Genomic DNA, 22269 nt, shown 5'->3' on the forward strand with positions numbered 1-22269 from the left:
TCATCGCCATGAACGTTCAGGTCCTCTTTCACGACAGCTGCTTCGACGGCGCCGCGAGCGCGGCCGTGTTCTCCCGCTTCTACCGGGAGCGCATCCGTCCGGACGCGGCCTTCCGGTACCTCGGTCTGAACCACAAGCCGGGCGCCGAGGGCATCGACCCGGCCGTGTTCTCCGGCGAGGAGAATGTCATCGTCGACTTCCGCTACAGCCAGGACGCGCGGCTGACGTGGTGGTTTGACCACCACGCCTCCGCCTTCCAGCAGCCGGGGGACGAGGCGCACTTCCGCGCGGACACCAGCGGGCGCAAATTCCACGACGCGCACCGCAAGAGTTGCACGAAGTACCTGGCGGACGTGGCCCGGGAGCGCTTCGGCTGGGATGCGTCGCCCATGGCGGAGCTCATCCACTGGGCGGAAATCATCGACGGGGCCCAGTTCCCCTCGCCGCAGATGGCGGTGGCGCTGGAGGAGCCCGCGCTGCGCATCATGACGGTGCTGGAGGCCAACAAGGACCCCAGCCTCATCCCGGAAGTCATCCGCCGCATGCAGTCCGAGTCGCTGGCGGACATCGCCGCCTCGCCGCTCATCGCCACGCCCCTGGCGCCGCTGCTGGCGCGCCACCAGTCGAACATCGAGCTGGTGCGTGCCCGGGCGCGCTATGAGCGCGGCGTCGTCTTCTTCGACCTGGTGGACGAGGGCGTGGACAGCCTCAACAAGTTCATCGCCTACGCGCTCTACCCGGACGCGCGCTACACGCTGTGGGTGGGGAAGGGCGCCTCGCGGGCCAAGGTGTCCATCGGCTCCAACCCCTGGAAGCCGGAGCTGCGGCGGCACGACCTGTCCGCCATCGCCGGGCGCTACGGCGGCGGCGGGCACCCGGTGGTGGCCGCGGTGAGCTTCAAGGCGGACCAGTCCGACAAGGCGCGCGCCGCCTACGCGGAGATTCTGGCGGAGCTGTCCTCCGACGCGTGACGGCGCGGGCGTCAGCGGCGCTCAGAAGAACCGGAAGCCCGCCTCCCGCAGCAGTCGCACCACCGTCACCATGGGCAGGCCCTGAACGTTGGAGCGGTCGCCGTCGAGCCGCTCCAACAGGGCCTGTCCGGCGTCCTCCACGCGATAGCTGCCGCAGCAGCCCTCCCATTCGTTCAGGTCGAGGTAGCGCTCCAGCTCCTCCTCCTTCACCGGGTAGAAGGTCAGCCGGGTCGTCTCCACTGCATCGAGCACCTTGCCTCCGGGGCCCACCAGGCACACCCCGGTGTGGATGGCGTGGGTGTGGCCCACCAGCTTGCGCAGTTGCTCGCGCGCCGCGTTCCGGTCGACGGGCTTGGAGAGGACTTCGCCCGCCACCTCGACGAGCTGGTCCGCGCCCAGCACCCAGGCCTCCGGGTGCCGCTGATGCACCGCGCGGGCCTTGCGTGACGCGAGCTCCCGCACGGCCTCCGTCACGGACAGGTGTGGGGCGACGACCTCGTCCACACCGGGGGCCTCGGCGCGGTAGGGGAGCCTCAGTCCGTCCATCAGGGCCCGCCGGGCGCTCGACGTGGAGGCCAGAATCAATTCGCTCATGGGACGGGCAACCTAGTGCAGGGCGGGGCGGGTGGGGGGCCGGTCGCATCAGCAAGCGAGCGTGCACGTCTCGGCTTCCCGGCCACGGGGTGATGCCGTACCCTGGCGGCCCATGTCGCGGCGCGGCCTGCTCGCCTTCTGTCTCCTCTTCGCTGCCTGCAAGCGCGGCCCCCTGGCCTCTGAAGCGCCGGACGCGTCCTGTCCGGCCGTGCCCGCCTTCAGCGCGCCTGGCGCCGGGGCGCCCACCGCCAGCGTGCGTCCCGCACCGCCCCCGGAGGACGCCACGCACCGGATGCAGCCGCTGGCCGTGTGCCGCTCGGACGGCGCGGCCCCGTTGGATGCGTCGCGTCGCTACTTCGAGGAAGGCCGCTTCGAGGAAGCACTGTCCTGCGCCGCCCAGGCCGCCGCGCTGGAGCCGGACCTGGCCGCCGCCCACGCGGAACGCGGCGTGGCGCTGGCCGCCCTGGGCCGCGAGCCAGAGGCGCAGCTCGCCTATGCGCGGGCGCTCGCCATCGACCCGGGGGACCCGTCCGCGCTTCTGGGCTCGGCGCACCTGTACGCCGTGCAGCTGTCCTCCACCCGGGAGCGGGACGAACTGGGCGCCCTCTACGCCGAGCGCGGCCTGTCCCAGCCCAACACGCCCCCGGAGCTGATTCCGCACCTCGCGCTGGTGGCCGCCATGGCCTTCAATGATTTGGGACAGGCGGAGTCCTCGCTGGCGCACTCGGCCATCGTCCTCGCGCGCAACCCCGGCAGCCGCGAGGCCCTCTACGAGCGTGCCCTGGCCCTCTTCGAGCTGTGCCGCTTCCGCGAGGCCCGCACCGCCTTCACCAGCCTCGTGGACGACCCGGAGCGGGCCGCGCACGCCCATCACCACCTGGGGCTCCTGTTGGAGCGCGAGGGCAAGTGGAAGCAGGCGCAGAGCCACTTCGACAAGGCGCGCACGCTGGCGCCGGACGACTTCCCCGAGCCGCCGCTGCCCGCGGAGGAGGACTTCCGCGCCGAGGTGGTGAAGGCCGTCGCCGAGCTGCCCAAGGACATGCGCGGGGACTTGGACGGCGTGCCCGTCACGGCGGAGGAGCTGCCCGCGGACGCGGACCTGCTGGCCAACCAGCCGCCGCTGTCGCCCACGATTCTGGGGCTCTTCCGGGGCCCGCCGCTGGCCGAGCCCTGTGACGGCTCTGAGGTGCCGTGCCGCTCCGTGGTGCTCTACCGCCGCAACCTGGCGCGCGCCGCCCGGACGCCCGAGGAGCTTCGCGAGCAGATCCGCGTGACGTTGCTGCACGAAATCGGGCACCTTCGCGGCGAGGACGACGAAGAACTGGCCGCTCGCGGCCTGGAGTGAGCCTGATGCCCCCCCATGCAGCCCTGCCCGTCGCGCGCGTCACCCCCAAGGGGGCGCGCTCGCTGCGGCACTTCAATCCCTGGGTGTACCGCACCGAAATCGCCGCTCCGCCCGACGTGAAGGGCGCCGGCGCCGTGGTGCTGGTGGTGGACTCCCAGGGCAATCCCATTGGCCAGGCGCTCTACGCTCGCCGCTCGCCCCTGGCGCTGCGCCTGCTGACGCGCAAGGGGCCCGCCGAGGAGCCGGTGGACGACGCCTTCTTCCGCCGCCGCCTGGAGGCCGCCCTGGCGCGCCGGGCGTACCTGTCCGGCCGTGACGGGCTGCGGCTGGTGCACGGCGAGGCGGACCAGCTCCCGGGCCTCTTCGTGGACCGCTACGGAAACGGCCTCACGCTCCAGACGCTCTCCGAGGGCATGGACGCGCGCAAGGAGACGCTGGCGAAGATGCTGGTGGAGCTCACCGGCGCCACCCACGTCATGTGCCGGGACGACGCCTCCGGCCGTGACTTCGAGGGCCTGCCCCGCGAGGCGCGCCTGCTGCACGGTGAGGGCGCCGCGCGCTTCACCTACCACGAGGGGGAGAACCGCTTCGAGGTCGACCTCCAGGGCGACATGAAGACGGGCGCCTTCCTGGACCAGGTGGACAACCACCTGCGGGCCGGGGAGCTGGCGCGTGGCGACGCGCTGGACCTCTTCAGCTACCACGGCGGCTTCGCGCTCTCGCTGTCACGCACCTGCACGTCCGTGCTGGCGGTGGAGCAGGACGAGAAGGCCGCCGCGCGCGCCAAGGCCAACGCCGAGGCCAACGGCCGCGCCAACGTCACTGTGGAGAACGCCAACGCCTTCGACGTGCTGCGCCGCTTCGACACCAGCGGGCGCCGCTTCGACACCGTGGTGTTGGACCCGCCCGGACTGGCCAAGCGCCGCGAGGGCCTGGCCACCGCGCTGCGCGCCTACCACGAGCTGAACCTGCGCGCCTTCCGCTGCCTCAAGCCGGACGGGTTGCTCGTCACCTGCTCCTGCTCCGGCAAGCTGGACCGCGCCGCCTTCGAGGAGATGGTGCTGGCGGCCGCCGCGGATGCGAAGCGGCCGGTGCAGATTCTGGAACGGCGGGGCGCGGGGCTGGACCACCCGGTGCTGGCCGGGCTGCCGGAGACGGAGTACCTGAAGGCCCTCTACGTGCGCGCCCTCTAGCGGGGAAGGGGCAGGGGCTGGGGCCTATGGAATCCCCAGCTCCTTGCGCAGCCGGCCCACGATTTTGAAGTACTCCGTCCGTGGGAAGGGGACGTTGAGGATGTGGAAGTCCTTCTTCGCCAGGCCCACGCAGCCGAAGCAGTAGTTGCAGTCCTGCAGGTTGCGGCACAGCACCAGGTACGCGCTGGTGGAGCAGTTCTCACTCTGGACGCAGTACGCGCAGGCGTTGCAGCTCTTGCAGTCCACGCAGTGCGAGCAGTTGTTGCACAGCTCGCACCGGGTGCAGTGCGTGCACGAGAAGCAGCTGTCGCAGTCCTTGCAGAACATGCAGTTGGCGCAGCGCTGACAGCCCTCGCACGCGTAGGAGCCGGGGTTGCCCGGGTCGGACGCGAAGCTCTTGGCCAGCTTCTGGAACTGCTCCAGGAACTCCCGCTTGCCCAGGGTGGACACCAGCTCCCGCGCCGCCTTCTCCTGCGCGACCTGGTCCGCCTTATCGGGCCGCGTTCCTTTGTCCTTCACCACCTGGGACACTCCTTCATCAGTTCGGACCGGGCCTCAGGCGAGCCAGTCCCGCAAGGTCGATGCCGCGCGCCACCCGGCGCACCTCCACCGTACCCGGAAATCCCCGGCTGGTGACGGCAACCACGTAGCGCCCCCCCACAAGGAGGTTCGCTTCGGCCACGGACTCCTCCGCGTCGTACCGCACGAAGCCCACGGCGTCGTCCAGGTGGATGGGGGCGGACGGGTCACTGGCCACCTTGCCCCGGGAGCGGTCGGCGGCCTCCTGGATGGCCTTGCCAATGCGCTCGCCCATGGTGGTGTCCACGATGCGCACCTTCACCTCGCGTCCCTCACCCCGGGTGTAGAGCCGCTCGGCCTCGGAGACGGACACCTCGCCGTACTTCCCGGTGGAGCCCTGGGTGTGTGCCACGGTGAAGCCGTCCAGCCGTTCTGGAAGGAAGGGCGCCAGTTGCTTGAAGTACACGCAGGGCGCGCTCGCCGCCGACACCACGGGTTCCACCTCCGGGGACGCGCCGGACTCGCCGAGGCAGCCGGTGGTGCCCAGGACGAATGCGAGAAGAGCGCCAGAGCGCCTGGGGAAAAAAGAGTCGCGCACGAACGAATCAAAGGGTATCCCCGCCCCGCGCGCAATGGACCTCTCGAAGCTCAATCCTCCGCAGCGCGAGGCCGTGGTGACCCTGGAGGGACCGCTCCTCGTGCTGGCAGGCGCAGGCAGCGGCAAGACTCGCGTCATCACCCACCGCATCGTCCACCTGCTCAACGAGCGGCCGGGCCTCATCATGGCCCGCAACATCCTGGCGGTGACCTTCACCAACAAGGCCGCCACGGAGATGAAGGAGCGCCTGGTCCACATGGCGGGACCTCGGGCGCAGGGCGTGCTGGTGTGCACCTTCCACGCCTTTGGCGCGGAGATGCTCCGCGAGGACATCCACCGGCTGGGGTGGCCCAAGAAGTTCGCCATCGCCGACATGGGCGACCAGCTGGCCAACATCCGGCGCGCCATGCGCGAGCACAAAATCGACGACCGCTCGTTCGACGCGCGCAAGGTGCTCAACCTCATCTCCAAGGCGAAGAACTCCGGCAAGGCGCCGGAGCCCAAGCCGGAGGGGATTGGGGATGATTACGACCTCATCACCCACATGGTGTACCCGGACTATCAGCTGTCGCTGAAGGCGCAGGGGTCGGTGGACTTCGACGACCTGCTGCTGCTGCCCGCGCGCCTCCTGCGCGAGCACCCGGACCTCTACGAGAAGTACACCAAGCGCTTCCGCTACCTGCTGGTGGACGAGTTCCAGGACACCAACACCGCGCAGTTGGAGCTGCTGAAGCTGCTGGCGGGCCGCTCCCGCAACGTGTGCGCGGTGGGTGACGACGACCAGTGCATCTATTCGTGGCGGGGCGCGGAGGTGCGCAACATCCTCGACTTCGACCGCCTCTTCCCGGGAGGGAAGGAGGTCCGGCTGGAGCAGAACTACCGCTCCGTCCAGACGGTCCTGGACGCGGCCAACGCCGTCATCGCCAGGAACCCCGAGCGCAAGGCCAAGCAGATGTGGACCGACCGCAAGGGGGGCACGAAGGTGAAGGTGGTGACGTGTCCCAACGACGAAGAGGAGGCCCGCTTCGTCGCGCACGAAATCCAGAAGCACATGGCCCTGGGCATCTCCGCGGACGACATCGCCGTGCTCTACCGGACCAACGGCCAGTCCCGCCCCATCGAGGAGATGCTGCGGGAGAAGAACATCGGCTACGAGGTGGTGGGCGGCAGCGAGTTCTTCGACCGGCGCGAGGTGAAGGACGTCATCGCGTACTTCAAGGTCATCGTGAACAAGCTGGACGAAATCTCGCTCCTGCGCATCGTCAACGTGCCCTCGCGCGGCATTGGCGACGTGACGATGGAGCGCCTCAACGTCCACGCGCGGGGCGAGGGCGTCACGCTGTGGACCGTGATGAAGAAGGCCACCGACTACGAGGACCTGCCGCCCGGGGCCGGGGCCCGGGTGATGGAGTTCGTGGACCTGGTGGAGCGCTACCGCGCCGCGTACGAGCACGGCCAGCTGGCCAACGTGACGCGCAAGCTGCTGGAGGAGATTGGCTTTCGCGAGGCCACCCGCGCCCACGCCACCAGCGCCACCGCCGCGGACAAGAAGCTCAAGGGCGTGGACGGCGTGCTCAACTCGCTGGAGAACTTCGAGAAGCGCGAGGGCCCCAAGGCCAGCCTGCCCACGTACCTCAACCGCCTGAGCCTGGACACCCGGCAGGAGGAAGAGGAGGTGCCGGGCGCCAACCGCCGCGTCACCCTGATGACGGTGCACGCCTCCAAGGGCCTGGAGTACCGGCTCGTCTTCTTCATCGGCATGGAGGAGGACCTGATGCCCCACGGAGGCATGCAGGGCGAGGCGCAGAACCTCGAGGAGGAGCGGCGCCTCTGCTACGTGGGCATCACCCGCGCCAAGGAGGTCCTCTACCTCACCCGCGCGGCCACCCGCGTGAAGCGCGGCAAGGAGGTGCCCCGCACGCCCTCGCGCTTCCTGGAGGACCTGCCGCCGGAGGTGATTGAGGTCGTGGAGCTGGACGCGCCGCGTCAGGGGCCTCCCACCACGGAGGAGAAGAACTTCTTCGCCAACTTGAAGGAGCGCTTCAAGAAACCCGCGATTCCGGGAGCGCCTCCGGGTGGCACCGGGCCGTCTGGGGGAGCAGCCAGGTAGGTGCCCGCCTCCTGAAGGGGGCGTCCTGGCGGGGGTGATCGGGGAATCCGGACGTCTGGTGCGGTGTGACCTTGACTTGATCCGCCACACCCACTAGGACGGTCGGCCTTTCCGGGCCTCCGTGAAGTTTCACGGTCGACCCGCGGTTGATTAAGCACGAGCAGCGGTCCCTGGAATGCACACGGCGGCCGCGAGAAGTCTGGAGTGCACGAAATGTCGCAGAAGACCTACAGCGCGAAGGCTGGGGACATCAAGCGCCAGTGGCACGTCGTTGACGTGTCCGACAAGGTGCTGGGCCGCGCGGCGAGCCAGATTGCCACCCTGCTGAAGGGCAAGCACAAGGCCATCTACACGCCGTCCATTGACACGGGCGACCACGTGGTCGTCATCAACGCCGAAAAGGTGAAGGTGACGGGTACGAAGGAGCAGGACAAGATGTACTACCGGCACCCGAACGCGGGTTTCCCGGGCGCCCTGAAGATCACCAACCTGGAGAAGCTCCGCCAGCGTCACCCTGAGGACATCATCATCAACGCCGTGCGGCGCATGCTTCCGCGCAACGCGCTCGGCCGCCAGATGATGACGAAGCTGAAGGTCTACGCAGGTGACACGCACCCGCACGCGGCCCAGAAGCCTGCCGCGTTCGAGGTCGAGGCGTAAGGGAGATAACGTCCATGCCCATCAACCAAGAGCTCGGTTTCTACGCCACCGGCCGCCGCAAGGAGGCCACCGCCCGCGTCTGGATTCGTCCTGGCACTGGCCTCGTCACCATCAACGGCCGCGAGCTGAACGAGTACTTCGGCCGTGAGACGTCCAAGATGGTCCTCAACCAGCCCCTCGAGATCCTCGAGCAGAAGGGCAAGGTTGACGTGACGGTCAACGTCAAGGGTGGCGGTCTCTCCGGCCAGGCCGGCGCCATCCGTCACGGCATTGCCCGTGCGCTGTGCTCCTTCAACCCGGAGTTCCGTCCGGCGCTGAAGAAGGCCGGCTTCCTCACCCGCGATGCTCGCGCGGTCGAGCGCAAGAAGTACGGCCAGCCGGGCGCGCGTCGCCGGTTCCAGTTCTCCAAGCGCTAAGCCACTCGCTCAGCAGCTGGGTTGTTCCCACACGGCGGGGGTCCTCATCCGAGGGCCTCCGCCGATGTGTTTTCGGGGTCCATCACGCCCCATCGCATGCGTGCGCGAGCGTCTGGTAGGATTTGCGCCGCTCATGGAACTCAACGAGATCCTCCAGATCGCCCTGCGCGGCGGTGCCTCCGACATTCATCTCAAGGCAGGCCTGCCGCCCATGTTCCGCGTGGACGGCTCGCTGGTTCCGCTGAAGGACGGCCGCCGCCTCCCTCCCGAGGAGGTGGCGCGCATGGCCTTCGGCATCATGAACGAGTTCCAGAAGGAGAAGTTCAAGGGGAGCAACGAGGTGGACCTGGCCTACGGCGTGCCGGGGCTCGGGCGCTTCCGCGTGAACGTCTTCCAGCAGCGTGGCACCGTGGGCGCCGTGCTGCGTGTCATCCCCTTCAAGGTGATGACCATCCAGGACCTGTTGCTGCCCCAGATTCTCGCCAAGATTTGCGGTGAGGAGCGCGGCCTGGTGCTGGTGACGGGCACCACGGGCTCCGGCAAGTCCACCACGCTGGCGGCGATGATCGACTACATCAACGCCAACGAGACCAGCCACATCATGACGATTGAGGACCCCATCGAGTTCCTCATTCGCGACAAGCGCTCCATCGTGAACCAGCGCGAGGTGGGCGTGGACACGATGACCTTCGCGCAGGCGCTCAAGAGCGCGCTGCGGCAGGACCCGGACGTCATCCTCGTGGGCGAAATGCGTGACCACGAAACCATCGAAACGGCGCTTCACGCCGCGGAGACGGGCCACCTGGTGATGTCCACGCTGCACACGCTGGACGCGACGGAGACCATCAACCGCATCGTCTCCGCCTTCCCGCCGCACCAGCAGAAGCAGGTGCGCCTCCAGCTGGCCAGCGTGCTCAAGGGCGTGGTGTCCCAGCGTCTGGTGCCGCGCGCGGACGGCAAGGGCCGCGTGGCCGCCGTGGAGGTGCTGCGCGTCACGGCCCGCGTCCGCGAGATGATTGAAGACAAGGACCGCACGAAGGAGATCCACGACGCCATCGCCCAGGGCACGGACACGTACGGGATGCAGACCTTCGACCAGTCGCTGATGAGCCTGGTGCGGCAGGGGCTCGTCACCTACGAGGAGGCCCATCGGCAGGCCACCAACCCGGACGACTTCGCGCTGCGCTTCTCCGGCATCAGCGGCACGTCCGACTCCAAGTGGGACAACTTCGATTCGAAGCCCGGGGAGTCGCGGCCCATTCCTGGCTCGTCCGCCTTCGCGCAGAAGGGGGCGCCCACGGCTGTCGCGGCGCCGCAGGCCGCGCCTGCTCCGGCGCCCATGGCGCAGCCCATGCGTCCGGCGGCTCCTGCAGCCCAGCAGATGCGCCCGGGAGTGCCGCCGCCGCAGGCCATGCGTCCGGGGGCTCCGGCCGGCGCGCCGGTGGGGCGTCCCATGGCGTCACCCGCCGCGCGCCCGCCAGCGCCCGCCCCGGCACCCGCCGCGGCAGGTGGGGACGACGACTTCCAGATCGAGCGCTTCTAGCGGCTCGCGGCGCCCACCCGGAAAGGGCAGGGCGCCCGTGCCGCGGCTGCTACGCGTCGTCCTCACCCAGCAGGGCCCGCAGGCGGGACAAGCGGATGGGGCCGATGAGGCCCTCCTTGGACAGCGCCTGGAGCAGCTGCGCGGTCGCCTGCACCTTGGCCTCCTGCTCCTCCTCGGGCCGGTCCACCACCTCCGCGTCGAGCACGGCCTCCATGTGCTCGGGGTTGATGGGCGCGGGCCCTTCCGACCACGCGATGTCGAAGAGGGCGCGGGCCATGCCCTCACGCACCTTCCGCTCCGCGTCGTTGGCGGCGGCCTTCACGAACGTGAGGAAGAGCGCGTCCACCGCCTCCTTGGTGAGCGCGGCCAGCGCGGGCACTTCACCCAGCGCCTCCTTCACGTATTCGCTGTCGAACGCGTCCACGTCCTGCTCGTAGCCGAAGGCCTCCTCCAGGAGGATGGAGGCCAGGAACGCGTCCGTCTCCTCCGGACTGGCGCCTTCCTCGGCCAGGGCCTCGCGGGCCTTCTTCGTGGGCTCCGCCAGGGCGGCGTCCTGGTCCAGCGCGCGGACCGCGGCGTGGGCCGCCAGCAGCACCAGCGAAGCCTGGGCATCGGTGGACAGGGTGCGGCCGCCCACGCCCAGCAGCACGGACTTGTGCTTCGGGTTCGCGGAGGCTGCGTCGGTGAAGGCCTGCTCTTCCACAGAGAGGTCTCCGCCCGACTGCTGCTTGAGGAGCGTCTCCCGAGCGGCATCGGCGGCGAGGAAGCGGGCGAGTACGGGGTGCATGGCCGGGCCTGTTACCACATGCTAGGTATCCCGCCATGCATCCGGAGGACGAAGGGCCCGACGCTGTTCGCCGTGCCACGGACGCGTGCCTGAAGCTCCTGTCCATGCGCGGGCGCAGCCGCCGCGAACTGGAGCAGGCCCTGGCCCGGAAGGGCTTCACCGAAGCGGTGTGCGAGGCCGCGCTCGCCCGCGTGAAGGCCTGGGGCTACCTGGACGACGAACGCTTCGCGCGTGAGCGGGCCACCCTGCTCCTGGGCCGAGGCCGGCTGGGGCCGGAGGCGGTGGCCCACCGGCTGCGGGCGCACGGGCTGGAGGAGGGGACGGCCCGGCAGGCCATCTCCGAGGCCCGCGACGCGGTGTCCTTCGACGCGCTGGCCACGGCGCGGGCAGTGCTGGAGAAGCGGGGGCTGCTCGGCCGCCCGCTGGGGGCCAGGGAGCGGGCCCGCGCAGGCCGGCTCCTGGACAGCCGGGGCTTCTCGGAGGACGTCATCTACCGGCTGCTCGGAGAAGCTTCACTGGACCCCTCGGGGCCGGAGGAATAGCGTGGTGGAGATGCGTTCCGCCGTCGCCTTTCTGTCCGCCTTCCTGCTGTTCGGTACCGGGTGTGCGTCCCTCACGCAGGGCCAGGCCGGTGAGCCTGACTATGCCGCCGTCGCCGATGAAAACCTGCGGCTCGGCTCCGAGGCCCTGGAGAACAAGGACTTCTTCCGCGCCCAGAAGTACTTCGAGTACGTCCGGACGAAGTTCCCGTACCAGGAGGCCGCCCGCGAGGCCGAGCTGAAGCTGGCCGACGTGGACTTCGAGCGCGAAGCCTTCCCCGAGGCCAAGGAGCAGTACCAGGCCTTCATCAAGCTCTACCCCACGCACGCCAAGGTGGACTACGCCGCCTTCCGCTCCGCGATGACCCACGTGCGGGCCTACCCCTCCGAGTTCTTCGCCCTGCCGCCGTCCCGCGAGAAGGACCAGGGCGAAATCCGCTCCGCGCTGGTGGCCATGGAGGAGTTCCTGCGCCAGTACCCCCAGTCTCAGTACGTGGCGGAGGCGAAGACGCAGCGGGAGGACGCTCGGCGCCGGCTCGCCTCGCACGAACTGTACGCGGCCCAGTTCTATCAGAAGCGTGAGCGCTGGAAGGCCGTGGCCCAGCGCCTGGAAGGGCTGCTGCGCCGCTACCCGGGCACGGAGTACGAGGAGGAGGCCCTCTTCGACCTGCACGAGGCGTACGTGAAGCTGAATGACACGCAGAAGGCGCAGGACACGCTGCGCCAGGTGCTGCGTCGGCTGCCGGGCACGCCCGCCGCGGAGCGCGCCCAGCGTATGCTGGGCTCGTGAGAACGACCCAGGACTGGAGCCGCTTCGGTGGCGGCATCATCGTCATCCTGGCGCTGGGCGCCACCCTGGCCCTGTTCGTTCCACGCTTCCTGGGCGCCGCGGCCGGCCCCGAGCTGGAAATCATCACCGCGCTCAAGGCGACGGAGTCCAGCGGCCTGTCGCTGCCCGTCCCCGGCGCGCCGGGGCCCCTGACGTCCCGGCAGCACCGCTTCGCCCGCATCACCGTCAACGTGGCGCCCGGAGGTCGGCGGGCGGAGGCGCAGGCCACGCTCGACTTCGAGGGCGCCCTGGGCGACACCCGGGTGGGCACGGCGGGCGTGGAGCGGGTACCCTTCGTGGTGCGAAACGGGTCCTGGGTGCCGGAGACGACGGCGGCGCCCCGGCTCCAGGCGGTGGTGACGGCCCTGGAGTTCCGCCGCAGGGCGCTGCAGGCGGCGGACGCGGAGTCCCTGGGGCGGCTGGCGGGCCCGGGCACGCCCGGAGTGGGCGGGCCGGAGTGGGAGCAATTGCGCCAGGTTCGGGCGCGGGGTTACCAGGCGGAAGCGTGGTACGTCCGGCTGGAGCGGGACGATGCGGTGGTGACGGAGCATTGGCGCCTTCAGGGGGCGCTGCCGGCGCGGCCGGTGGATACCCGGGGCCAGCGGCAACTCTCGTTGTCGCTCAGCGGTGATGAATTCTTGTTTTCTCCCAGCCTCATGTAGGCTGGTCGCCTCGGAGGCAGGGCCCTGGCGGGCCGATTCATGGACGAGCCCCTCAAGCAGCTACTGACCCTCGGGCGCGGCTACTTCGAGAAGAAGCAGTACGCGCAGGCCGAGCAATACCTCGCGAAGATCGTCGAGCAGAATCCGACGTTCGCGGACGTATTCAACATGCTCGGCATCATCTACCACGACCAGGGGCAGTTCGCCCGGGCGCAGCGCGCGTTCGAATCCGCGCTGAAGCTCAACCCCGCCTATACCGAGGCGGCGCTCAACCTGGCCGTCATCTACAACGACATGGGGAAGTACGCCGAGGCGAAGGAGGTCTACCAGGCCGCCCTCTCCCAGCAGAAATCCGGCCCGGACGAGCTGGACCCCTACGTGGAGAAGAAGATCGCCAACATGTACGGCGAGATTGGCGACGTCTTCGCCTCCAGCGGCGTGTGGGCCAAGGCCATCGAGGAGTACCGGCGCGCGCTCGCGCTGTGTCCTCAGTTCGTGGACATCCGCCTCAAGCTGGGCAATGCCCTGCGCGACGCGGGGGACAACGCGGCGGCCCTCATCGAATACGAGCAGGTCATCGCCCAGAACCCGGCGTTCATCCCGGGACACATCCAGTATGGAGTCGCGCTGTACTCGGCCGGGCGGCGGGCGGAGGCGGTGCGGGTCTGGGAGGACGTGCTGGTGCGCAGCCCCGGTAACAAGAGCGCGCAGATGTACCTCAACCTGGTGAAGGACCCCGGCAAGGCGGAGCAGGCTGGCTGACGACCATGGACACCCAAAAGACCTACGCCCTCAAGTTCATCTCAGGGAAGTACCAGGGCGGCGAATTCCCGCTGAAGGCGGACAAGCAGATCGTCATCGGCCGCTCCAGTGAGCTGGACATGGTGCTCGTGGAGGACATGGTCTCCCGCAAGCACGCGCGCATCAGCTTCTCCGATGGGAGCATCACCATCGAGGACCTGGGCTCCACCAACGGCACCTTCGTCAACGGTGAGAAGGTGAAGCAGTCCCGCCTGAAGGAAGGGGACCGCATCCTCATTGGCACGTCCATCCTCAAGCTGGTGCACCAGGGCGCCGAAGGCGCCAGTGTGGATGAGGGCACCGCCCGCCTGAAGCTGGAGGAGGCCGCCGCGGCCCAGGCCGCGCGGACCACCAACAAGGCCAGCTCCATGACGGGGAAGATTGAAGAGATTCCCCTCCCGGACCTGCTCCAGCTGTTCCACACGTCCAAGAAGAACGGCGTGCTGGTGGTGCAGCGCAGCGACCAGGAAGGGCGCATCTACCTGCGCCAGGGCCGCGTGTACTACGCCGTCATCGGCGAGAACCACAACCTGGGGCCGCAGAAGAGCTTCAACCGCATCATCACCTGGGAAGAGGGCGACTTCGAGCTGCGCCCGGCGGAGAACCAGGAGTTCATGGTGGAGCTGGACTCGTCCACCGAGGCGCTCCTCATGGACGCGCTCCGCCAGTTGGATGAAATCAAGCGCCTGCAGCCGAGCCTCCCGACGGCGGATGCCGCGCTGGCGCTGTCCTCGCCGCTGACGCCGCCGCTCAAGGAGCTGGCGCCGGAGCTGCTGGACGTGCTGCAGCTGGTGCACAACTACGGCACCCTGAACGCGGTGATGGACCACGCGGACGCGGACGACGTCGTCACCGCCGAGGCCGTGGTGCAACTGCTCAAGCGGGACTACATCCGAGCGGCCTGAGCGGTGAACGGGCGGGGCCCTTTCCGGGGCCCGCGCCGGGACGGCGAGGCGTGGGGAGCGGGTATGGCGGAGAAGAAGACGGACAAGGTGAAGCGCCTCACCGAGATGAGCCACTGCGCGGGCTGCGCGGCGAAGCTGCGGGCCTCGGACCTGGCGCAGGTGCTGGGAGGGCTGAAGTCCACGAAGGGCCCCCAGGCGCTGGTGGGGTTCTCCACGAATGACGACGCGGCCGTGTACCGGCTGGCGCCCGGCATGGCGGTGGTGGAGACGGTGGACTTCTTCCCACCGGTGGTGGACGACCCGTTCCAGTTCGGCGCCATCGCCGCGGCGAACGCGCTGTCGGACATCTACGCCATGGGCGCGCGGCCCCTCTTCGCGCTCAACCTGGTGTGCTTCCCGGATGAGCTCCCGCTGAAGGTGCTGTCGAAAATCCTGGCGGGCGGCCAGTCCAAGGCGGACGAGGCCGGCATCCCCATCCTGGGCGGCCACAGCATCCGGGACGCCGAGCCGAAGTTCGGCATGGCCGTCACCGGCGTGGTGCACCCGAAGAAGGTGCTCACCAACGCGGGCGCGAAGCCGGGGGACGTGCTGTTCCTCACCAAGCCCCTGGGCTCGGGCATCGCCACCACCGCCATCAAGCGGGGCGTGGCGTCCAAGCAACTGGCGAAGCGGGCGCTGGGGGTGATGACGACGCTCAACCGGGCCGCCGGCGAGGTGTTCGCCTCCGGGAAGTTCAAGGTGAACGCCCTCACGGACGTGACGGGCTACGGCCTGTTGGGGCACCTGCTGGAGATGATGACCGCGGCGAAGGCGCGCGCCACGCTGGACCTGGAGCGCATCCCGCTCATCGCCGAGGTCCCCGCGCTGGCGGAGGACGGCGTGGTGCCCGGTGGTACGAAGTCGAACCTCGCGCACGTCCACAAGAAGGTCCGTTTCCCAGAGGGACTGCCCGAGTGCATCCAGTGGGTGCTAGCGGACGCGCAGACCAACGGCGGCCTGCTGGCCAGCGTCCCCGCACGTCAGGCGCTCAAGGCGCTCAAGGCGCTGGAGGCGGCCGGCGTGGACGCGGCGCTGATTGGTGAAGTCCAGGCGGGGAAGCCGGGCATCGACGTGGTGGGCTGAGGCCCGGATTTCGCTCTGGCGGCCGGGCTCCGCTAGCATGCGGCCCCAGCATGCCGTCGCCGCGCCGCCCCCTCCTCGGCCTCCTGTCGTTGCTCTGGCTGGTCCCCGTCATCGCCGGGGCGGCGGAGCGTCCCGCGCGCATCATCATCGACCCGGGACACGGTGGCGCGAAGGAGGGCGCCAGGGGCCCCGGCAAGCTGCGGGAGAAGGACGTCGCGCTCCAGATTTCGCTCCGCCTTCGGGACAAGCTCGAGGCCGCGGGGGGCGACGTGTTCCTGACGCGCGAGCACGACACGCTGGTGTCGCTGACGGAGCGCGTGGCGTGGACCAATGACCACGCGCCCGACCTCTTCATCTCCATCCACGCCAACTCCATGCCCACGAAGCGGATGCGCGCGCGCACCGAGGGCGTGGAGACGTACTTTCTGTCCGCCAGCGCCTCCGGTGACGCCGCGCTCGCCGTGGCGGACCGGGAGAACGCGGAGGCACCCATGTCGCGCGCCGCGCGGACGGACTCCACGCTGGCCTTCATCCTCCAGGACCTGGCGCGCACGGAGGCGCACGCGGATTCCTCGCGCCTGGCCTACGCCATCCACCCGCGCCTCGTGCGCGGCACCCGCGCGGTGAACCGGGGCGTGCAGCAGGCGCCCTTCTTCGTCCTCTCCGGCGTGGAGTGCCCGGCCGTCCTCGTGGAGGTGGGCTACATCTCCCATCCCGTGGAGGGACCTCGGCTGGCCCGGCCGGAGTACCAGGAGAAGCTGGCCGAGGCGATTACCGAGGGCGTGCTGGCCTTCCTCAAGGAGACGCGCCGCCGGGACGCCGCCCGGGGGACCGAGGTGGCGGGCCCCGTGTCGCCCTGAGTGCAACGGCGCCAAGGCAATCGACACCCGCGCGGCGTGGCTCTGGTAGAGAAGAGGACGCTCGTCCTCATTTCCCAGGAGCCTGCTGTGCGTTCCTTTCAACGTGGTGCGCTGGACCTTCGCCCCGTCGTCCTCACCCCCGGTGTCTCCCGCTACGCGGAGGGCTCGGTGCAGGTGGAGTTCGGCCACACCAAGGTGCTCGTCACCTGCTCCACGGAGGAGCGCGTTCCGCCGCACCTGATGGGCAAGGGCTCCGGCTGGGTGACGGCGGAGTACGGCATGTTGCCGCGCGCCACGCACTCGCGGAACCAGCGTGAGTCCGCCAAGGGCAAGCAGACGGGCCGCACCATGGAAATCCAGCGGCTCATCGGCCGCTCCCTGCGCGCCGCGGTGGACCTGTCCACCCTGGGGCCTCGCACCCTGACGCTGGACTGTGACGTGCTCCAGGCGGACGGCGGCACCCGCACCGCTTCCATCACCGGGGCCTACGTGGCGCTGGTGCTGGCGCTGCGCTCGCTGCAGAAGGCCGGAACCCTCTCCAAGCTGCCCAAGCTGACGCCGCTAGCGGCCGTGTCCGTGGGCATCGTCAAGGGCGAGGTCCGGGTGGACCTGGACTACGACGAGGACTCCACCGCGGATGTGGACCTGAACCTGGTGGCCACCGCGGACGGCCGCATGGTGGAGCTGCAGGGGACGGCGGAGCACCAGCTCTTCGACCGCAAGGCCCTGGACGCCATGGTGGACGGCGGGCTGGCCGCCATCCAGAAGCTGACCGCCGCGCAGGCGCAGGTGCTGGGATGACGGTGAAGCCCCGGCTGCTCTTCGCCACGTCCAACCAGGGCAAGCTGCGCGAGCTGCGCGGCCTCGTCGGAGACTCGGTGGAGGTGGTGTCCCTGGCGGACCTGCCTCCCGTGCCCGAGCCCGTGGAGGACGGCGCCACGTTCGAGGAGAACGCGGTGAAGAAGGCCCGCGCCTATGCGGACGCCACGGGGATGCTCACCCTGGCGGATGACTCCGGCCTGTGCGTGGACGCGCTGGGCGGCAGGCCCGGTGTGCAGTCCGCGCGCTATGCCCCGGGGGATGACCGGGCCCGTTACGAGAAGCTGCTGACCGAGCTGGCCGGCGTGCCCGACGCGCAGCGCACCGCGTCCTTCCGCTGCGCGCTGGCGCTGGTGGGGCCCGGAGGAGGGGAGGCGAAGGTGGAGGTGGGGCAGTGCCAGGGCCGTATCGGCCACGCCCCGAAGGGAAGCCATGGTTTCGGCTATGACCCCGTCTTCATCCTTCCGGGCGGCGACCGTGCCCTGGCGGAGCTGACGCCGGAGGAGAAGTCGGCCATTTCCCACCGGGGGAAGGCCTTCCAGAAGATGAAGCCCCACCTGCTGGGCTTGTAGCCGTCCGGAATGCGAGGCCGTCAGTCACGTCGGCCTTGCGCGTCCGTTCGGGATGGTTCAACAATGCCGGACTTCTCGGGGCGTAGCGCAGCCTGGTAGCGCACCTGCCTTGGGCGCAGGGGGTCGGAGGTTCGAATCCTCTCGCCCCGACTTGAAGTGCAGCATCGGAAGCAGGCGGCCCGGCCAGCTCCAGTAGCTCAGCTGGATAGAGCACCGGCCTTCTAAGCCGGGGGTCGCAGGTTCGAGCCCTGCCTGGGGCGCTAACCTGGCCGTAAGTCGTATTTGGGCCTTGTCAGGGTCCTGGTTTCCAAGGTAGGGAAGCCGCCGCTTCAAACGCCGTTCGCGGTAAAGCTGTAACGGCGGCCATAGCTCAACTGGTTAGAGCGCCGGACTGTGACTCCGGAGGTTGCCGGTTCGATCCCGGTTGGCCGCCCTTCTTTACCCGCCCTCGAAATTGCGTTCGTAGCTCAACTGGATAGAGCACCGGGCTTCGAACCCGGGGGTTGGGGGTTCAAGTCCCTCCGAGCGCGCACCTTCCAGCAGGTTGAAGCAGGAACGCCCCCGCCACTTTCGTAGCGGGGGCGCCCCCTCACAGCCTGACGGTTTCCTGCCCAGCGTCACGCATCATGGGCCGCGCCGTTGCCGCCGCCCTTCGACGCCGGCACCCGGCAGCGCAGCTCCGTCTCCGCCTCCAACGCCAGCAGGTTCTCCCGCATGGCCTTGGCCCAGCGCGCCCGGGGCTGCTCCATCAGCTTCTCGTTGGCCAGGTCGATGGACTCGCTCAGCTCGTCGTCGGAAAGCTCGGAGGCCGTCTTCCCCTTGTGGGGGCCGAACGCCACCACCACGGCGCTTGGCTTGGGGCGGGGCGCCGCGGGCTCCGGACTGGCGGCGGGCACCGCCTCCAGGGGGGACTCGCGCGGCTGCTTGGGCTGGAGCGGCACGTCGATGTTCAACTGCGCCGCGGCGGCCTGGGACGCGCGCGGCTCCTGGGGCGCCAGCGGCGGGAAGGACGCCTTGAGGGGACCGGGCTTGGAGCCCAGCACCTCGTAGGGGCTGCTGCCGTGCTCGTCCGAGTGTGACTCGTAGTCCTCGGCGGGCATCTCCTCCCGCACATAGAGTCCGCCGAAGGCCTCCGGGTACGCCTTGCGCAGGGCCGCCACGCGGGCGCACTTCTCAATCATGGTGGTGGGAATCTTGGACCACAGCGGCGTCTGCTGGACGTAGCCGCTGAAGTCCAACCACACCACCACCGGCAGCTTGTCCTCGCGCACCACCCGCGACCAGGCGCCCACCAGCGCGCCCTTTCGCTTGGCGGGGTTGAAGCGGTGCACCACCTCGCCTCGGCCCTGGTCCACGACGATGTCGTCCTCGGCGAACACCGCGCTCGCCTGGATGCCCTTGAAGTCCGGGAAGCGCTCGGCGCGCGCGAGCATTCCGGCCTCGGAGGGTTGGAACTCGTACTTCGTCACCCAGTTGGGCCGCTCGCGGTTGCCGGCGTTCTGCCGGCGCGCCACGCAGAAGGCCTCCTTGAGGAGCGGGTCCAGGCCACTGCGCTTGCACTGCTCGATGAAGAGGGCGAACTCGTCCTCGCTGATGCCGCGAGGGCAGATGGTCCGCTTCACGAGCTCCACGCGCTCCCGTGTCCACCCGGCGTGCTGGCCACCCTGGCCGGCCGCCGTTCCTTCCGCCTTCTGTTGGGGGTTGGCTTCCATCTCTGTCTTCTCCTGCTACGACCTGCGCGAAAAGGGCGGACGACCTCCGTCCGCCCGCATGGTTGCCGCGGGGTGCTCGGTGCTCTCGAGGTGACTGACCGCGAGCCATCACACGCTCGCCGTCCCGCCAGGCTGGGACGAACAGCGTGCTACGGCCATGTTGAACATCGGAGTGGGGCGCTCGCTTCACATGCCTGCGTCACGCACCGGGCCCGGCTGAAGGGCATGCGGACCAGCATCGACTCCGGAAAGCACCGGAGACGAATCGCCACGGACAGGAATGAAGGGGGGCGTGAAAAAACGTTTTGACACAGCAGGCGGCGTTCTGTAGTTACCGCCGCCACCTGGACGCCGCGCAGGCGGCGGACCGGGGCAGTGCCGGGAGCGTAGCTCAATTGGCAGAGCAATGGACTCTTAATCCATAGGTTGTGGGTTCGATTCCCTCCGCTCTCACTGTGAGGCCCCTCCAGAAATGGAGGGGCCTTTTTGTTTTTCCGGCCCCTGCCGTCACGCGGACGTTTCGCGGTAAGACGGTGCAGTGCACGACGGCGCAACCCGGGCGGGTGGCGAAACTGGTAGACGCGCCAGACTTAGGATCTGGTACCGCAAGGTGTGAGGGTTCGAGTCCCTCCTCGCCCATTTCGCGTTGACCCGTTCGTGCCTATCCCCTAAAGGCGCACGTCCCACTTTTCCGGCACCGCCCGAAACGACTGATTGTCTGGCGGCGGTGGCGAGCGAGGCCCGCATGAAGGTCCAGGTCGAGGAGCTTTCTCCCATTGAGAAGAAGCTCTCCATCGAGGTCGACAATGCCCGCGTGGCGGAGGAGCTTTCCCGCGCGTACTCCAACCTGGGCCGCCAGGTGCGGCTGCCGGGGTTCCGTCAGGGCAAGGTGCCTCGCCGCATCCTGGAGCAGCGCTTCCGTGACCAGGTGGAGGACGAGGTCATCCAGCGCGTGGTGCAGAGCGCGTACGTGGAGGCCATCCGCGAGCACAAGGTGGAGGTCGTCGCCACGCCGCAGGTGACCAACTCCGGCCTCAAGCCCAACACCCCGTTCACCTTCGAGGCTCGCGTCGAGGTGAAGCCCAAGGTGGAGGCCAAGGACTACGTCGAGCTGCCGCTGACGAAGTCCGACACCGCCGTCACGGACGAGCAGGTGAACGAGCAGCTGGAGCGGATGCGCCAGTCGATGGCCCGCCTGGAGCCCGTCACCGACCGCGACACCGCCGCCTCCGGCGACTACGCCACCGTGGACTTCGACGCCACCGTGGACGGCCAGCCGTTTACGGGCAGCAAGGCGGAGGGCATCACCGTGCAGGTGCAGCCCGGTGAGCTGGTGGAGTCCAAGATTGCCGCCCTGGAGGGCGTGAAGGTCGGCGAGTCCAAGGACATCGACTACACCTTCCCGCAGGAGTACCGCGTGGAGGAGGTGCGCGGAAAGACGGCACGCTTCCACCTCACGCTCAAGGGCGTGCAGAAGGAAATCGTCCCCGAGCTGAACGACGACTTCGCCAAGCAGACGGGCGTCGCCCAGTCCATGGACGAGCTGCGCACCAAGCTCCGTGAGGACATGGAGAAGGCGCGCAAGTCCCAGGTGGAGGGTGAGGAGCGCGAGGCGCTGATGAAGGCGCTGCTGGAGCGCAACACCTTCGACGTGCCCCGCGCCATGGTGGAGCGGGCCATGGACTCCATGCTGCGCGGCGCGCTGCAGCAGCTCCAGCGCTCCGGTGTGGACCCCCGCCAGCTGAACCTGGACTTCAACCGGCTGCGCGAGGACATGCGCGAGAAGGCCCTCCAGGAAGTGAAGGGCACGCTGCTCTTCGAGTCCATCGCTCAGAAGGAGGGCATCCAGGCCTCCGACGCGGACGTGGACGCCCGCATCGAGCAGCTCGCCAACGAGGCGGGCCAGCCGGTCGCCGTGGTGCAGAAGTACTTCAAGGGCGCCGACGAGCGCCTCGGGTTGTCTCTCCGACTCCGGGAGGAAAAGACGATTGAATTCCTGAGGAGCCGGGCGAAGTATTCGTAAGGTTCCCTCACCGAGGTCGACATGCCCTTCATGCCCGTTCCCTACGTCATCGAGCAGACCCACCGGGGTGAGCGCTCGTACGACATCTACAGCCGGCTCCTGAAGGACCGCATCGTGATGCTGGGCACGGAGATCGACGATGACGTGGCCAACGTCATCGTCGCCCAGCTGCTGTTCCTGGAGTCGGAAGACCCGGACAAGGACATCAACCTCTACATCAACTCGCCGGGCGGGTCGGTGACGGCGGGCCTCGCCATCTACGACACCATGCAGTATGTGAAGTGTCCGGTGTCCACCATCTGCGTCGGGCAGGCGGCCTCCATGGGGGCCGTCCTCCTGCTCGCGGGTGCCAAGGGCAAGCGTTACGCCCTGCCGTCCAGCCGCATCATGATTCACCAGCCTCTGGGTGGTGTGCGCGGTCAGGCAACGGACATTGAAATCCAGGCGAAGGAAATCCTCCGGATGAAGGCGAAGCTCAACGAGCTCATCGTCAAGCACACCGGGCAGTCCATCGAGCGTGTCGAGAAGGACACGGACCGCGACTACTTCATGGGCGCGTCCGAGGCGAAGGCCTACGGCATCATCGATGAGATCCAGAATCCCCGGAAGGTCGTGGGACTGGGCAAGGAAGAGAAGAAGTAGGCGGATTGCCGAGGCCTCGGCGCCTCGGCCGGCAGCCGGAGCCGCGG

General features: G+C 69.0%; 23 protein-coding genes and 6 tRNA genes. 24 read left to right on the forward strand and 5 right to left on the reverse strand.

Annotated features, from left to right (window positions below; all coding sequences use genetic code 11):
* Positions 1-8: 8 nt before the first annotated feature.
* A complete protein-coding gene (locus tag BLU09_RS24725) occupies positions 9-971 on the forward strand; it encodes a hypothetical protein (RefSeq protein ID WP_090491955.1) in 963 nt (320 codons plus the stop codon).
* 21 nt (positions 972-992) lie between these two features.
* Here BLU09_RS24725 and BLU09_RS24730 read toward each other — a convergent pair whose 3' ends face one another.
* Positions 993-1565 (reverse strand): Maf family protein, encoded by a 573-nt coding sequence (locus BLU09_RS24730; protein ID WP_090491956.1) that lies wholly within the window; start codon positions 1563-1565, stop codon positions 993-995.
* 112 nt (positions 1566-1677) lie between these two features.
* On the opposite strand from BLU09_RS24730, the gene BLU09_RS24735 reads away from it, so the two are divergent.
* Together BLU09_RS24735 and BLU09_RS24740 are read left to right on the forward strand one after the other, a co-directional pair.
* Positions 1678-2910, forward strand: coding sequence for a metallopeptidase family protein (locus BLU09_RS24735; protein ID WP_186817982.1), 1233 nt, complete (start codon positions 1678-1680; stop codon positions 2908-2910).
* Between the two features lie 5 nt (positions 2911-2915).
* Entirely contained in the window at positions 2916-4103 is a 1188-nt protein-coding gene (locus tag BLU09_RS24740; RefSeq protein WP_090491958.1) for a class I SAM-dependent rRNA methyltransferase, read from the forward strand.
* Between the two features lie 24 nt (positions 4104-4127).
* Here the strand turns inward: BLU09_RS24740 and BLU09_RS24745 are convergent, their stop codons facing one another.
* Both BLU09_RS24745 and BLU09_RS24750 read right to left on the reverse strand, forming a co-directional pair.
* Positions 4128-4625, reverse strand: coding sequence for a caib/baif family protein (locus BLU09_RS24745; RefSeq protein ID WP_186817981.1), 498 nt, complete (start codon positions 4623-4625; stop codon positions 4128-4130).
* 16 nt (positions 4626-4641) lie between these two features.
* Entirely contained in the window at positions 4642-5124 is a 483-nt protein-coding gene (locus tag BLU09_RS24750; RefSeq protein ID WP_090492091.1) for a hypothetical protein, read from the reverse strand.
* Positions 5125-5254: 130 nt separating this feature from the next.
* Between BLU09_RS24750 and BLU09_RS24755 the strand changes: the two genes are divergently transcribed.
* From BLU09_RS24755 to BLU09_RS24770, 4 genes are all read left to right on the forward strand, one after another.
* On the forward strand, positions 5255-7330 hold the full coding sequence (locus BLU09_RS24755; RefSeq protein ID WP_090491959.1) for an ATP-dependent helicase: 2076 nt from the start codon (positions 5255-5257) through the stop codon (positions 7328-7330).
* Positions 7331-7543: 213 nt separating this feature from the next.
* On the forward strand, positions 7544-7990 hold the full coding sequence (gene rplM / locus BLU09_RS24760) for a 50S ribosomal protein L13 (protein WP_026114188.1): 447 nt from the start codon (positions 7544-7546) through the stop codon (positions 7988-7990).
* 14 nt (positions 7991-8004) lie between these two features.
* Entirely contained in the window at positions 8005-8406 is a 402-nt protein-coding gene (rpsI, locus tag BLU09_RS24765; protein ID WP_090491960.1) for a 30S ribosomal protein S9, read from the forward strand.
* 133 nt (positions 8407-8539) lie between these two features.
* The gene (locus tag BLU09_RS24770; RefSeq protein ID WP_090491961.1) at positions 8540-9949 is read left to right on the forward strand and encodes a type IV pilus twitching motility protein PilT; all 1410 of its coding nucleotides are present in this window, start codon (positions 8540-8542) and stop codon (positions 9947-9949) included.
* Positions 9950-9998: 49 nt separating this feature from the next.
* Here BLU09_RS24770 and BLU09_RS24775 read toward each other — a convergent pair whose 3' ends face one another.
* The gene (locus BLU09_RS24775) at positions 9999-10736 is read right to left on the reverse strand and encodes a hypothetical protein (protein WP_186817980.1); all 738 of its coding nucleotides are present in this window, start codon (positions 10734-10736) and stop codon (positions 9999-10001) included.
* A gap of 35 nt (positions 10737-10771) precedes the next feature.
* On the opposite strand from BLU09_RS24775, the gene BLU09_RS24780 reads away from it, so the two are divergent.
* The 13 genes from BLU09_RS24780 (at position 10772) to BLU09_RS24840 (ending at position 18375) form a co-directional block, all read left to right on the forward strand.
* Entirely contained in the window at positions 10772-11278 is a 507-nt protein-coding gene (locus tag BLU09_RS24780; RefSeq protein ID WP_090491963.1) for a regulatory protein RecX, read from the forward strand.
* A 10-nt stretch (positions 11279-11288) separates the two neighbouring features.
* Positions 11289-12065 (forward strand): outer membrane protein assembly factor BamD, encoded by a 777-nt coding sequence (locus BLU09_RS24785; protein ID WP_171441317.1) that lies wholly within the window; start codon positions 11289-11291, stop codon positions 12063-12065.
* Positions 12062-12766, forward strand: coding sequence for a hypothetical protein (locus BLU09_RS24790; protein ID WP_090491965.1), 705 nt, complete (start codon positions 12062-12064; stop codon positions 12764-12766). Before BLU09_RS24785 ends, BLU09_RS24790 begins: the two co-directional genes overlap by 4 nt.
* 39 nt (positions 12767-12805) lie before the next feature.
* Positions 12806-13528: a tetratricopeptide repeat protein gene (locus tag BLU09_RS24795; RefSeq protein ID WP_090491966.1), complete on the forward strand. Its 723-nt coding sequence runs from the start codon at positions 12806-12808 to the stop codon at positions 13526-13528.
* Positions 13529-13533: 5 nt separating this feature from the next.
* Positions 13534-14472 carry a DUF4388 domain-containing protein gene (locus tag BLU09_RS24800; protein ID WP_090491967.1) on the forward strand — a complete coding sequence of 313 codons (939 nt, stop codon included), beginning with the start codon at positions 13534-13536 and terminating at the stop codon, positions 14470-14472.
* A gap of 63 nt (positions 14473-14535) precedes the next feature.
* Complete coding sequence (gene selD, locus BLU09_RS24805) at positions 14536-15594, forward strand: selenide, water dikinase SelD (RefSeq protein ID WP_090491968.1); 1059 nt, start codon at positions 14536-14538, stop codon at positions 15592-15594.
* Between the two features lie 50 nt (positions 15595-15644).
* On the forward strand, positions 15645-16454 hold the full coding sequence (locus tag BLU09_RS24810) for an N-acetylmuramoyl-L-alanine amidase family protein (RefSeq protein ID WP_090491969.1): 810 nt from the start codon (positions 15645-15647) through the stop codon (positions 16452-16454).
* An 87-nt stretch (positions 16455-16541) separates the two neighbouring features.
* On the forward strand, positions 16542-17255 hold the full coding sequence (gene rph, locus BLU09_RS24815; RefSeq protein WP_090491970.1) for a ribonuclease PH: 714 nt from the start codon (positions 16542-16544) through the stop codon (positions 17253-17255).
* Positions 17252-17845: an RdgB/HAM1 family non-canonical purine NTP pyrophosphatase gene (gene rdgB / locus BLU09_RS24820; protein ID WP_090491971.1), complete on the forward strand. Its 594-nt coding sequence runs from the start codon at positions 17252-17254 to the stop codon at positions 17843-17845. The genes rph and rdgB overlap by 4 nt, the downstream gene beginning before the upstream one ends.
* Positions 17846-17921: 76 nt before the next feature.
* Positions 17922-17995, forward strand: a tRNA-Pro gene (locus tag BLU09_RS24825).
* Between the two features lie 36 nt (positions 17996-18031).
* Positions 18032-18105 (forward strand) — tRNA-Arg (locus tag BLU09_RS24830).
* A gap of 99 nt (positions 18106-18204) precedes the next feature.
* Positions 18205-18278 (forward strand) — tRNA-His (locus tag BLU09_RS24835).
* Between the two features lie 23 nt (positions 18279-18301).
* Positions 18302-18375, forward strand: a tRNA-Arg gene (locus BLU09_RS24840).
* An 87-nt stretch (positions 18376-18462) separates the two neighbouring features.
* On the opposite strand, the gene bet is transcribed toward BLU09_RS24840, so the two are convergent.
* Entirely contained in the window at positions 18463-19557 is a 1095-nt protein-coding gene (gene bet / locus BLU09_RS24845; protein WP_090491972.1) for a phage recombination protein Bet, read from the reverse strand.
* Positions 19558-19937: 380 nt separating this feature from the next.
* On the opposite strand from bet, the gene BLU09_RS24850 reads away from it, so the two are divergent.
* The 4 genes from BLU09_RS24850 to clpP all read left to right on the forward strand — a co-directional run bounded on the left by BLU09_RS24850 (position 19938) and on the right by clpP (position 22222).
* A tRNA-Lys gene (locus tag BLU09_RS24850) sits at positions 19938-20010 on the forward strand.
* Positions 20011-20114: 104 nt separating this feature from the next.
* Positions 20115-20196 (forward strand) — tRNA-Leu (locus tag BLU09_RS24855).
* A 106-nt stretch (positions 20197-20302) separates the two neighbouring features.
* Positions 20303-21580: a trigger factor gene (gene tig, locus BLU09_RS24860; protein ID WP_090491973.1), complete on the forward strand. Its 1278-nt coding sequence runs from the start codon at positions 20303-20305 to the stop codon at positions 21578-21580.
* Positions 21581-21601: 21 nt separating this feature from the next.
* On the forward strand, positions 21602-22222 hold the full coding sequence (clpP, locus tag BLU09_RS24865; RefSeq protein ID WP_011552098.1) for an ATP-dependent Clp endopeptidase proteolytic subunit ClpP: 621 nt from the start codon (positions 21602-21604) through the stop codon (positions 22220-22222).
* Positions 22223-22269 lie beyond the last annotated feature (47 nt).

This window comes from Myxococcus virescens (assembly GCF_900101905.1).
GTDB classification, from domain to species: Bacteria; Myxococcota; Myxococcia; order Myxococcales; family Myxococcaceae; genus Myxococcus; species Myxococcus virescens.